The sequence below is a fragment of the Halorhabdus tiamatea SARL4B genome (assembly GCF_000470655.1).
GTDB lineage: Archaea > Halobacteriota > Halobacteria > Halobacteriales > Haloarculaceae > Halorhabdus > Halorhabdus tiamatea.
Genome location: NC_021921.1, coordinates 1015708 through 1028640, shown reverse-complemented (window position 1 = coordinate 1028640; position 12933 = coordinate 1015708). Strand labels below are relative to the sequence as shown.

The window sequence follows — 12933 nt, the reverse complement described above, 5'->3', positions numbered from 1 at the left end:
GATCCGGTCGTACACTCCCAGTAGGTTTCATTGCCCGTCGTCTCTGCGAGACGAGCGGCTGCAGCTAATCTTTCAGCGAGTTTTCAGTAGTACTTGTCGTCGGCGATCACTGCTCCGTCACGGTCGAAATTGTACACGAACCCGCCAAATTCGTCGTCCCAGCCGTTTTCCACGGCGGCATCGAAGAAGTGTTGCGCACGGTCGACCAACCAGTACGTGTCGTGGTACTCTGGACACGTCATATTGATTTCGGCGGGTGCGGGTCTGTCTGGTTCGCGTTCAGTTCAGCCTACGCCGCCTCCAAGCTCGGTCTCGGAGGGTGAGTAGACGCAATACACGACGAAATTGCGCCTTTCGATATCGACACAACCGTCGTCGATCCCGGAATGTTCCGCATCACCCTCGCCTCTGAAGACTCGATGCCGATTACCGACCCTCGATCGACGACTATGCTGACCGCCGAGCAGAGCAAATTGAGTGGTAGAAAGATCAGGGCGGCGGGCAGCCGCAGGACCCAACCAAACTTGCTGAGGCGGTGGTCGAGATCGCCAGCGAGGAGGAGCCGCCACGCCGGTTCATTGCCGGTGACAGCGATTCGAACTCACCGACCACGCATGTACACGACAAGAAGTCCGTGATCGGCATCATCCGTTTTTGCTACCGCCTACATTACTCTCCCACTTCAATATTCAAAGCTGAGCTTATTACTAAAGGGAAACGTTTATATGCCTTTGAATTTTACAATGTCTCGGATCCAAAAGTGTCCGTAGCTGTGCCGAGTCCACGACCGACTCCCCAACGCGGAAGGAACTCTTGTCTGGACAGTCGTCAGGGTCTAAGCCTTCCTCGCTACGGTCACCATGCCATATCGTCTGTCACATGGCTCGGGACAGTTCTTAGCTCTACTGGATCCATCTGGTCAACCTTGCGTAAAAGAATAGGTTGGACCCGATCGTTGTCGTGCTCAGTCGCTGTTCTAGTCATTGTCCGACCGGCAGCGTAGTAACCCATTACTCGTAATCGACACCGATCGGGTTTCCGCCGGAACGCTGAGCGTCGACCTTCCAGTCCCACGCCCAGCTCATCCTTCAGGAACTCGGCGAGTAGCTCGGCTACTCGCCACCGCCGCTGTTAGAGCGGTTGATGGAAGACGCACAGAAGATCCACCAACAACGACCGATCTTACAAGAGACACTCGCTACCGCTACATAACCGAGGTGTGAGGCTTAACTAAAGACGAATGCTTCTCATCGTCAGGCCGGATCACGGTTTCATCGGCTGCAACGTGATCCGGACTTCGTCCAGTTTCGGGCTGTAGATCGGCCTTGTGAACCCAGTTGTGCACGGTTGAACGAGCGCGTTGGACACCGAATAAATCAAGAATCGAAACAGTATTCGAAAGCGATAATCCAGCAAGATGCAGTTGAATACCGACCTTCATCAGAAAATCGCGGTGGCGCTCCGCGCTCCCCAAACGGTACGTTGATCTGGTCGATAGTACCGTTGAGGCGTGCGTTTTCGGCCATAGACACTTCGAAAACACCACCTCTCTATTCCATCCTCATTTAAGCACAGCCTTCGATTCAAAGACAAAGATAAAGTATCTCTTGTGACTTCATTCCACGCATGGAAACTGAAAATGCACTCATCGCCGGTGAGGCACTCATAGACATGTTCCCGACGACCGAGGGACCTCTCGATGACGTCGAAATGTTCGAGCGACGCGCCGGTGGCGCACCGGCGAATCTTGCGGTCGCGATGACGCGCCTCGGCGCCGCACCGTACCTCTGGACGCGACTCGGCGCGGACCCCTTCGGCCGGCATCTCAAAGAGGCATTGACCGACCAAGGCATACCCGATCGATTCCTTGAACTCGACAGCACTCGGAAGACAGCGCATACCCTCGTCGGTGACGATCCTGCGGCCGATCAATCGTTCGTGTTCTACAAAGAAGGGACGGCGACAATGGCAATGGAATCCGGGACGGTCCCCGACGAGACACTGTCCAACCTCGAATGGGTCCACTTCGGCGGTGTCATGTTGTGCGAGGAACCCGCTCGGACGGCGATGCTTGACCTAGCCGAGCGGGCCGGTGAGGCAGGCTGTACTGTCTCGTTCGATCCGAACACCCGCGAGGATCTCTGGCCCGACCCCGCAGATCTCGAACCGACGTTACGGTCGGCGCTTGAACTCGCCGACGTGGTCAAGACCGATCGCGAGGACCTTTCGATCCTCTGGAAGACGGAAGGGGCATCCATCGAGTCCGTCGCTGAGGAACTGACGACGTACGGTCCGCATACGGTCTTCCTCACGCAGGGCGGGGACGAAACGTACGGCCTGGCAACTGCCGATCCGCCGTGGGGGGCCGCCGAAACCAAACAACCTACCCTTGATGTCGATGTCGTCGAGACTACCGGCGCTGGCGACGCGTTCACCGCCGGCGTCATCACGGCACTACTGGAGGAGAAGTCTTTCGACGCAGCGATTAGATTCGGTAACGCTGTCGGGGCGTTGGCAACGACCGACACTGGAGCGATGGCACCCTTGCCGACTCGTGAGGCGGTTGAGGAGTTGCTATAGTAGAATCTGGAAGTGTTTGTCACTTCAACTGATGGAACTCGGTGCTGTCCATTGGTTTTCGGGATTGCGCAGAAAGATATGAGCAAACACTTCTGGAGATTACTATAGATACGAAGCGGCTCCGCGTCGTCGGCGTCCGCGATGAGGACGCCGACGACTACCACCTCTATATCACGAATCTACCGAGAGAAGAGTTCCTACCGTTAGACTTAGCAACGCTGTATCGGTGTCGATGGGAAGTAGAGACGCTGTTCCGTGAACTCAAGTTACAGTACGAGTTGGACGAGTTTGACACAAGCGACCCGGATGTCGTGAGAATTCTGCTGTACGCGGCGTTGCTGTCGCTACTGGTGAGTCGTGAGCTGTTGGATCTGGTCACCGAGCAGGCCGACGATGAGATCGTGTTTCCGCCGGAACGCTGGGCGGCGACCTTCCGGTCGCACGCCCAGCTCATCCTCCACGAACTCGGTGAGTACCTCGGCTACTCTACACCGCCGTTGCTGGAGCGGTTGATCGAGGACACTCAGAAAATCCACCAGCAACGACCGATACTCCAAGAGACATTCGCTACCGCTATACAACCGAGGTGTGAGTCTTAGCTAAAGACGAATGTTGTATCCAGTATCAAACCCAGTTATGGTCGCAATCTCAGCTCTCTGTGTTCGTTGTTCATTGCGAAATTAGGGTGGAGGATGGCACATTCATCATCGAGATTCTTCCGAGTGAGATCAAGTATGGGGTGCTGACCGATTACATAGCGTGATTTTGGTTCGATCGACGGCCAATGGATCGCTGATGGCTACATCGACGAGGCCGAAGGGTTGGAAGCCATCGAGTTCAGTCCCACTACCACTCGGAAATCTATGAATCTACTAAATTTGATATATTGTTTCAAGTACCATCCAGGGATGTACCGATATGGGTGCACGATTCGCACGTCTTTGCTGAATAATTTTGGAGCAGATCTTTACGTTGTGGTGACCGTCTCTTTCAGAAGTCGATAGTAATCGAGCATCCACGAGAGTCCGCACAACGTGATATCGTCGATCGGTCACCGACGACTTCTCGACTCAAATAACTGCACATGAGGAATCTCGAGCCCGATTTCTTCGCATTCGCGAGCATCGAGGCCGGTCCTGCATACCGGCATTCACGGCATCGGTAGTTGCCGCGAACGCTCCTGTACGCTTCTTAATTCTAGGGCTTCACTGAAACTGGTCGAGTGCTGGGGTTGATCTCTGCGACGTTTGCTGACGCGGGTTCGAACTTTCATCTGACATCTTATGATTTGGCACTCGTATCTGTTTTCTATTAATTCAGTTTTCGTCCTCTGTCAGCGACTGCTGGAATTGAGGCTCTGTCGGACGGGTCAGTCCCGAATCGTCCGCGGTCATGTCGGTGGCCGGTTGTGTCTCCGTCTACGAGAGTTTCGTCTCGACCTCGACGATATCGGTGTCCGCGCCGACGTGGAGGTGCTCGATATCGGTCATCGACGCGAAGTCTTCGAGGTGCTCGTTCGTCACGGCCTGGCTGTAGCCGGTATGATGCGCGCCGCCGGCTTTGATCCACGCCTCGATGGCGGTCTCGAAGTCCGGTTCAGGCTTCCAGACGGCGCGGGCGACGGGGAGTTCGGGCAGCGGTTCGTCCGGCCCGACCGACTCGACGTCGTTGGTGATGAGTCGGAAGCGATCGCCCATGTCGACGAGCGAGGCGTTGATCGCCGGGCCAGTATCCGCATCGAAGACCGCCCGCACGGGGTCGGCTTTCCCGCCGATGTCGAGGGGGTGGATCTCGAGGCGGGGCTGTTCGCCCGCGATGGACTCACAGATCTCAAGCATGTGTGAGCCGAGGACCTTCTCGTCGCCGACGGTGAGGTCGTAGGTGTAGTGTTCCATCAACGACGTGCCACCCTCGAGGCCCTGGCCCATGACTTTCATCGCCCGGGTCAACAGCGCCGACTTCCAGTCGCCCTCCGGGCCGAAGCCGTAGCCGTCGGCCATCAGCCGCTGGACCGCCAGACCGGGGAGCTGGGACAGGCCGGTCAGGTTCTCGAAGGTGGTGGTGAAGCCGACGAACTCGCCGTCTTCGAGGAAGCCCCTGATTCCGAGTTCGATCCGGGCGGCCTCTCTGAGCGAGTCGCGTCGGTCGCCGTCGGCCTGGAGTTCGGCTGCGAGTTCGTATTCTTCTTCGTACTCCCCGAGGAGATCGTCGATCTGGCTCTCGGAGACATCCTCGACGAATTCGACGAGGTCGCCCAGGCCGTAGCCGTCGACGCTCGCGCCGAAGGCCATCTGGGCGGACACTTTGTCGCCCTCGGTGACGGCGACGTCGCGCATGTTGTCGCCGAAGCGGGCGATCTTCGCGCCCCGGAGTTCGTGGCGGGCGGCGGCGGCGCGCGCCCAGGTGTCGAGTTGTTCGCGGACGTCGTCGTCCTCCCAGTGGCCGACGACGACCTTGCGGTCGATGTCGAGTCGCGAGACGATGTGGCCGAACTCGCGGCCGCCGTGGGCAGACTGATTCGCGTTCATAAAGTCCATGTCGATCTCGTCGTAGGGCAACTCGCGGTTGAACTGGGTGTGGAGGTGGAGGAGGGGGACGTCCAGCGCTTGCAGGCCGCGGATCCACATCTTCGCCGGCGAGAAGGTGTGCATCCAGGTGACGAGACCGATGCAGCTCTCGCTGGCGTTGGCTTCTCTGACGACCGATTCGATGGCGTCGGCCGTCGTCAGGACAGACTTGCATTCGACGCTGACCGGGATCTCCGGGACGTCGTCGAGTGCGGTGGCGATCTCGCGGGCGTCTTCCGCGACGAGATCGAGCGTTTCCTCGCCGTAGAGGTGCTGGCTGCCTGTGAGGAACCACACTTCCAGGTCATCGAAGTCCGTGCCGTGCGGGATGGCTGACATAGATAGTCATAGATCGGGCGACCGCGAGTAAAAAACGATCGATGGGAGCGGACGCAAGCGGCCGTGCCGCCTTGCCCACCCTTCGTCCGCCGGCGTCACCCCCTGATTCATTATCCCGTCGAGTGAACCCCGCGGGCATGGTCACGATCACCGATCCGACCGGCGAACTCACCGCCGAAATCGATCCTGACGGGACGATCTCGCTCGAACACGACGACACTCGCGTACTCGATCCATCGCCCTATGGCATTCGAACGCCCTACGGCCAGTTCCCGGACGACTTCGCTCTGCGCGAGCAGTCCCAAGCCGAGATCGACGAGACCTACGAACTCTCCCACGGGAAGGAATCGAGCCCGCACCATCTGGCGACCGAGACGACGCTGACCTTCGCGGGCGACGGCGGAACCGTCGACTTCCAGGTCCGGGTCGCGACCGACGGCGTCGCCTACCGGTATCACATCGAGGGCGACCACGACCAGTATCTCCTGCCCGGCGACGAGTCCGGCTTCCGGTTCCCGGCGGGGGCCGTCGCCTGGGTCTCGGAGTACCAGGCCAACCACGAGGGTCACAGCTGCCAGTCGCCCGTGACCGCCCTCGAGGGCGAGTACAACCTTCCCGGCCTGTTCCGCGTCGAGGATTCCTGGGCACTCATCGCTGAGGCCGGCGTCGACGGCACCTGGATGGCCGGGCGACTCACCCCTGCCGACGACCACCCGGTCGGCGTCGACATCGCGTTCCCCGAAGCGAGTCCGACCTCCCACGTCTGGGGCCACGACACGGTCACCTCGCCGTGGCGGGTCGCCATCGTCGGCGACCTGGCGACCGTCGTCGAGTCGACGCTGCCGACCGACCTCATCGAGGGGCCGGCGTTCGATCCCGAGTGGGTCGAGCCCGGCCGCGTCGCGTGGTCGTGGTGGTCCAGCGGGTCGCAAGTCCGCGATTTCGAGACGCTGAAAGACTACGTCGACTACGCCGCCGATCGCGGCTGGGAGTACGCCCTCGTCGACGCGGGCTGGGACGACGCGTGGCTGCCGGATCTGGTCGACTACGCCGACGAACGGGGCGTCGGGATCGAAGTCTGGGCGAATTTCATCGATCTGAACACCGAAAGCAAGCGTGAACAGCGACTGTCCCGGTGGAGCGAGTGGGGGGTCGCCGGGATCAAGGTCGACTTCATGGACAGCGACGACCAGGGGCGGATGCAGTTCTACACTGATCTGGCCGCCGATGCCGCCGAGTACGAACTCACCGTCAACTTCCACGGATCGGCCGTCCCGACGGGCCTCCGTCGGCGCTATCCCAACATTCTGACCTACGAGGGCGTCCGCGGTGCTGAGTACTACAAGTGGGACACGAACACGCCCGAGCACAACACGATCCTGCCGTTCACCCGCAACGTCGTGGGGCCGATGGACTACACCCCGGTGACGTTCTCGGCCGACCGGCGACTTACCTCCGCGGGCCACGAACTCGCGCTGTCGGTCGTCTACGAGTCGGGGCTCCAGCACCTCGCCGACAGCATCGAGACCTACGCCGACCGCCCGCTCGCCGAGGACGTGCTCGCGGACGTCCCGGCCGCGTGGGACGAGACCGTTTTCCTGGGTGGTCACCCCGGAAGCGAAGCGACGATCGCGCGCCGTCGCGGCGAGGCGTGGTTCGTCGGGTCGATCACGGCCGGGCCCGCCCGGACGGTCGAGGTGTCCCTGCCCGAACTCGACTTCCTCGACGGCTCGACGACGGCGACCGTCACGACCGATGCCGCGGACGGCGCGGGCCTTGAAGCGTTCGAGCGTGAGGTCTCTCCGGGTGGGACGCTGTCGGTCCCCGTCGCCGAGCACGGCGGGTTCGTCGCGAGACTCTGAGGCCTGCCCGTGACAGGCCGTCGAGTTCCAGGTCACACCGCCCCCGAATCCGCCGGCCGGCTGGTTTCTTTCGAACACAATTTATAAATACGAATTGGGCGCTCACTTGCGTATGGGCTCTGAGATTCACGTTCAACAGCACGAACCGATCGCCGAGATCGACCCGAACCTCTATGGCCACTTCGCCGAGCACCTCGGGCGGTGCATTTACGGCGGACTGTGGGTCGGTGAGGACGACCGCGTGCCGACCGACGACGGGATTCGGATGGACACGATCGACCTTCTTGCGAACCTCGAAATGCCCGTCCTGCGGTGGCCCGGTGGCTGTTTCGCCGACGACTACCACTGGGAGGACGGGATCGGCCCGCGCGAGGAGCGGCCGACCCGACGCAACGCGTTCTGGACGCAGGGACGCGCGGACATCCCCGAAGAGCCCAACGAGTTCGGCACGGAGGAGTTCATGCGGGTCTGTGATCTGCTCGACGCCGAACCGTACCTCGCGGCCAACCTCGGCAGCGGGTCGCCCGGCGAGGCGGCCGACTGGCTGGAGTACTGCAACTACGACGGGGACACGGAACTCGCGAACCGCCGGGCGGAAAACGGCAGCGAGGAGCCCCACGACGTGAAATTCTGGGGCGTCGGCAACGAGAACTGGGGGTGTGGCGGCCGGCTGAGTCCGGAACAATACGCCGAGGAGTTCCGGCGCTTCGCGACCTACCTCCGCAGCGTCGACGGCCTCCTGAGCGAGCAAGACGTCGAACTCGTCTCCGTCGGGCACATCCACGACGACTGGAACCGCAAGTTCCTCGACGCGCTCTCTGAGTGTGCGAGTTTCACCGAAGGCCCCTACGACCTGATGGAGCACATGTCCGTCCACCGTTACTACGAGGCGGGCAGCGACACGGACTTCGACGACGAGGAGTACTTCCGGTTGCTCGCGCGATCTCGCAAAGTCGGTGGCGATGTCGACAACGCGGTCGACGCGCTGTCGGTCTACGCCCCCGAATCCGACATCAGTATCGTCGTCGACGAGTGGGGCGTCTGGCACCCCGAGGCGACCAACACGAACGGCCTCGAACAGGAAAACACGGTCCGTGACGCCATCTCCGCCGCCGGCGTCTTCGACGACCTCCACGAGCGGGCCGACGTCGTCGCGATGGCGAACATCGCCCAGACGGTCAACGTTCTGCAGTGTCTCGTCCAGACCGACGAAGAGGACGCCTGGGCGACCCCGACCTATCAGGTGTTCGATCTCTACGAGAACCACGCCGGCGGGACGGCCCTCGACACGGTCGTCGACACCGACGCGCACGAGGTTGAGGACGAACCCTACGACGTGCCGCTGGTGAGTGCCTCGGCCTCCGCCCACGGCGACGAGGTCTACGTGACCCTGTCGAACCGCGCCCTCGACAGCGAGGACGTCACTGTCTCGCTTGACGAGGCAAGCGCGTCGGTCGCCGACAGCGCGGTGCTGTTCGCCGACACCGAGGTCGATGAATATTCACGAAAGGACAACGCCGACGCGTTCACACCCGGGGAGATCGACGTCGACGAAAACGGCGACGGGATCTTCGAAGTCTCGGTCCCGGCGAGTTCGGTCGTGGCGCTGACCGTCGAGGCCTGACCACACGCTTTCGGGACGGCCGGGAGCGTCGATCTCAATTGGTGTTTAGTTACGCGAGTCGCGGTTGGGAACAGCCAGAAAGCCCCGAGTGGCTCCGATAGAGGGCCTCGTTGCGCTCCTCACTGCGTTGCGGTGCTTACTTCGGCCGTCGTCCCGGAGCCACTCGCCCCTTTCAGTCCCACCCGAGACCGGTTGGTCAGCCGGCATGGGCGGGACTGAAAGGGGCCGCGCTCTCAGCGTCCCCCGACGACGCAAGCACCCACTGGAGCGCAGCGAGTCGCGGCAGCTGAGAGCGCGGGGGCTTTCTGGCTGTTGCAATCGATCTCTCCTAAACGAAACACTACCCGATCCCATGGGGAAGTCCTTTTGTCGTCTGCTGTGCTGGCCGGGATATGGACACCGGACGGCAGTCCCCACCGATCGAGACCGTCACGATCGACGACGAGTTCTTTCGGCCGCGACGCGAGATCAACCGCGAGGTCACGATCGAATACCAGTACGAGCAACTCGAAGAGGCGGGCACCCTGGAGAACTTCCGGCGGGCGAGCGCGGGGGAACGGGGCGACCACAACGGTATGTGGTTCCAGGATTCGGACGCCTACAAGTGGATCGAGGCCGCGAGTTACGTCCTCGCCTCGCGGGACGATCCAGACCTGCAAGTCCGCGTCGAGGCGGTGATCGAGCTGATCGCCGCCGCCCAGGCCGAGGACGGCTACCTCAACACCTACTTCGCCCTGGAGGTGCCCGACAAACGCTGGAGCAACCTCAACACGATGCACGAATTGTACTGTGGCGGCCACCTCATCGAGGCCGCGGTCGCCCACTACCGTGCGACTGGGAAAGAGTCCCTTCTGGACGTGGCGACGGACTTCGCCGACCACGTCGATCGCATGTTTCCCGAGCAGATCGACGGCGCACCGGGCCACCAGGAGATCGAACTCGCGCTGATGAAACTCGCTGCCGTGACCGACGAGGAGCGGTATCGCGACCTCGCAGCGTACTTCGTCGACGTACGCGGCACCACCGATCGCTTCGCGTGGGAAAATGACCACCGTGAGGAAATCGCCACGCTCGACGAATGGGAGGGTGACGAGGGCGGCGCGGAGGGTGACGGTGAGATCGGGGCGGACGCCGATGGCGAGGACGGCGGGGACGTCGATGGGGCCGATGGGGACGATGAGGATGATTCGGCCGAGGAGGACTGGGAGGACGCCGAGGTCGAGCCCTACGACGCGAGCTACAACCAGGCCCACGCCCCGCTTCGCGACCAGGAGGCCGTCGAGGGCCACGCCGTCCGGGCGATGTACTACTTCGCCGGCGCGACCGACGTCGCCGCCGCGACGGGCGACGACGACCTGCTCGCCCACCTCGATTCCCTCTGGGAGAACATGACCCAACGGCGGCTGTACGTCACCGGCGGGATTGGCTCCCAGCACCCCGGCGAGCGCTTCACCCGGGATTACCACCTGCCGAACGACACGGCCTACGCCGAGACGTGTGCGGCGATCGGGAGCGTCTTCTGGAACCAGCGCCTCTTCGAGGCGACTGGCGACGCGAAGTACACTGACCTGATCGAGTGGACGCTGTACAACGCCGTACTGCCGGGCGTCGACCTCGACGGGACCGAGTTCTTCTACGATAACCCGCTCGCGAGCGACGGTAATCGCCACCGGGAGGGCTGGTTCGAGTGTGCGTGCTGTCCGCCGAACCTCGCGCGCCTGCTCGCGTCGCTCGAACGGTATCTCTACGCGACCGACGACACGGGGATCTACGTCAATCAGTACGTCGGCGGGACGGGCGAGCTTTCGGTCGCTGGCACAGCCATTTCGATCAGCCAGAACTCCGATCTGCCGTGGGATGGGACCGTCACGCTCGATATCGACGTCGCGGAGCCAACCGCGTTCGACCTCCGTCTGCGGGTGCCCGACTGGGCCGAGGATGTCTCGATCACGGTCGACGGCGAGGCGGTCGACACGGCTGTCGACGCCACGGACGCACCGACGTACGTCTCGATCGACCGGGAGTGGGAGGACGCCCGGATTACGGTCGAGTTCGGGATGTCCGTCGAGGTGCTCGAAGCCCACCCCGCCGTCGCGGCCGACGCCGGCCGCGTGGCACTGACGCGTGGCCCGCTCGTGTATTGCCTGGAAGGGGTCGATCACGACCGGCCGCTCCACCAGTACGCGATCGATCCCGACGCGACATTCGAGGCGGCTCATCACGACGAGTTGCTCGAGGGCGTGACAGTCCTCGACGGCGAGGCCACGGTGCCGTCACTCGACGGCTGGGACGATGAACTCTACCGGCCCGCTGTCGAAACTGCGACGGAGAACGTGTCGATCACCGCCGTTCCCTACTACGCCTGGGACAACCGCGACCCCGGCGAGATGGCTGTCTGGGTGCGAGAAGCGTAGGGACCTCTACAGCTGCGCGAGGTCGTGCATTTCGTCTTTGGTGTTCTGATAGAGTCGCTTGTAGATGTCGTAGTACTCGTCGTAGGTGTCGACGTTCTCTGGCTCCGGCGTGTACACCTCACCAGTCTCGGTCCACTCGGTGGCGACGTCGTAATCGTCGAACAGTCCCGTACCGACACCGACGACCAGCGCGTCGCCAAGTGGCGCGCCCACGCCACCGGCGGGAACCTCCATCTCACGCCCCGTCACGTCCGCGAGGATCTGCATCCAGAGATCGGAGTTCGAGACGCCACCGACGACGCTCGTCTCGTCGTTCAGGGGGATGCCGATCTCCTCGGCGACCTCGACGTTGTGCCGGAGGCTGTACCCGCCGGCTTCCATCAGCGCCCGGTACATGTGCGCTTTCTCGTGATACAGCGTCAGGCCGGTGAACATGCCGCGGGCGTCCGGGTCCCAGATCGGCGAGCGCTCGCCCTTGAAATAGGGGAGCGCGATCAGGCCTTCCGATCCCGGCGGGATCTCTTTGGCCTTCATGTTCAACAACTCGAAGGGATCGACGTCGACGAGTTCGCCGGCCTGCTCTTCGGGCCCGCCGAACTCGTCTTTGAACCACTCGATCAGCCCGCCCGTGGTGGCCGACCCGCCCCAGGTGTAGAGCTTCTCCTCGCTGTCGGCGACGTGGGGCATCGAGACGAGTTGCTGATCGAGGCCCGTGCCCTCGTGGATCGTCCCCCAGCACGTCGAGGTGCCCATCATGCTCACGTTGTCACCCTCCTCGAACGCGCCCGCCGCGAGCGTCGCCATCGGCGCATCGACCCCGCCAGCGAGCACGGGCGTCCCCTCCGGGAGGCCGCTCTGCTCGGCGGCGTCGGCGGTCACCTCGCCGACGATCTCTTCAGAGGGAACCAGGCGTTCGGGGAACTTCTCGACCGGAATCTCCAGCATCTCGCACGCCTCTTCGGACCACTCCAGGTCGTGGATGTCGAAGACGCCGCCGACGTTGCCGGCCGAGGAGTAATCGACGGCCAACTCGTCGGTCATGACGTACTCGACGTAGTTGTTCGGCGGCACGAAGTTCTCGATGTCCTCCCAGACATCGGGTTCGTGTTCCTTGATCCAACGGATCTTCGTGTACCCGAAGTACGAATCGACGTAGTTGCCGGTGATTTCGAAGAGCCGATCGAGGTCGACGTGCTCTTTGACCCACTCGACCTGATCCGTGGCGCGGCGGTCCATCCAGATGAGACAGGGGTAGACAGCCTCGCCGTCGGCGTCGATCGGCACGCCCGCGCCGCCGTAGAGGCTGGAGATGCTGATCCCGCGGATATCGCTGGGATCGACCTCGGCGTCGTCGATGGCTTGCTGGATGGAATCGTAGGTCGCCTCGACCCAGACGTCGGGCCACTGCTGGGCCCAGGCGGGTTCGGGCTGTTCGACCTCGTAGCCGGCATTGCCCGTGCCCAGTACCTCGCCTTCCGGCGAGACGAGGATCGTCTTCGTACTGTTCGTCCCGATGTCCGTCCCCACGAGGTATTGTCCGTCCATCG

The 12933-nt window shown here is 62.4% G+C and carries 7 protein-coding genes and 3 pseudogenes; 6 read left to right on the top strand and 4 right to left on the bottom strand.

Annotated elements, in window-relative coordinates; all coding sequences use genetic code 11:
- Positions 1-83: 83 nt before the first annotated feature.
- Entirely contained in the window at positions 84-242 is a 159-nt protein-coding gene (locus HTIA_RS15740) for an AGE family epimerase/isomerase (RefSeq protein WP_008526861.1), read from the bottom strand.
- A gap of 787 nt (positions 243-1029) precedes the next feature.
- Here HTIA_RS15740 and HTIA_RS15735 point away from each other — a divergent pair.
- Positions 1030-1212, top strand: a pseudogene (locus HTIA_RS15735) (IS4 family transposase); the annotation flags it as partial.
- A gap of 1 nt (position 1213) precedes the next feature.
- Here HTIA_RS15735 and HTIA_RS15730 read toward each other — a convergent pair.
- A pseudogene (locus HTIA_RS15730) lies at positions 1214-1526 on the bottom strand (IS6 family transposase); the annotation flags it as partial.
- Positions 1527-1626: 100 nt separating this feature from the next.
- On the opposite strand from HTIA_RS15730, the gene HTIA_RS05190 reads away from it, so the two are divergent.
- Together HTIA_RS05190 and HTIA_RS05185 are read left to right on the top strand one after the other, a co-directional pair.
- The gene (locus HTIA_RS05190; protein ID WP_008526863.1) at positions 1627-2580 is read left to right on the top strand and encodes a carbohydrate kinase family protein; all 954 of its coding nucleotides are present in this window, start codon (positions 1627-1629) and stop codon (positions 2578-2580) included.
- A gap of 101 nt (positions 2581-2681) precedes the next feature.
- A pseudogene (locus HTIA_RS05185) lies at positions 2682-3179 on the top strand (transposase); the annotation flags it as partial.
- An 819-nt stretch (positions 3180-3998) separates the two neighbouring features.
- Here HTIA_RS05185 and araA read toward each other — a convergent pair.
- Positions 3999-5486, bottom strand: coding sequence for an L-arabinose isomerase (araA, locus tag HTIA_RS05180; protein ID WP_008526867.1), 1488 nt, complete (start codon positions 5484-5486; stop codon positions 3999-4001).
- Between the two features lie 137 nt (positions 5487-5623).
- Here araA and HTIA_RS05175 point away from each other — a divergent pair, with 137 nt between their 5' ends.
- The 3 genes from HTIA_RS05175 (at position 5624) to HTIA_RS05165 (ending at position 11386) form a co-directional block, all read left to right on the top strand.
- Complete coding sequence (locus tag HTIA_RS05175; protein ID WP_008526868.1) at positions 5624-7348, top strand: glycoside hydrolase family 97 protein; 1725 nt, start codon at positions 5624-5626, stop codon at positions 7346-7348.
- A 112-nt stretch (positions 7349-7460) separates the two neighbouring features.
- The gene (locus HTIA_RS05170; protein WP_008526869.1) at positions 7461-8972 is read left to right on the top strand and encodes an alpha-N-arabinofuranosidase; all 1512 of its coding nucleotides are present in this window, start codon (positions 7461-7463) and stop codon (positions 8970-8972) included.
- A gap of 392 nt (positions 8973-9364) precedes the next feature.
- Positions 9365-11386: a glycoside hydrolase family 127 protein gene (locus HTIA_RS05165; RefSeq protein ID WP_008526870.1), complete on the top strand. Its 2022-nt coding sequence runs from the start codon at positions 9365-9367 to the stop codon at positions 11384-11386.
- Positions 11387-11392: 6 nt separating this feature from the next.
- Here the strand turns inward: HTIA_RS05165 and HTIA_RS05160 are convergent, their stop codons facing one another.
- Positions 11393-12931, bottom strand: coding sequence for an FGGY-family carbohydrate kinase (locus tag HTIA_RS05160; RefSeq protein WP_020936101.1), 1539 nt, complete (start codon positions 12929-12931; stop codon positions 11393-11395).
- Positions 12932-12933 lie beyond the last annotated feature (2 nt).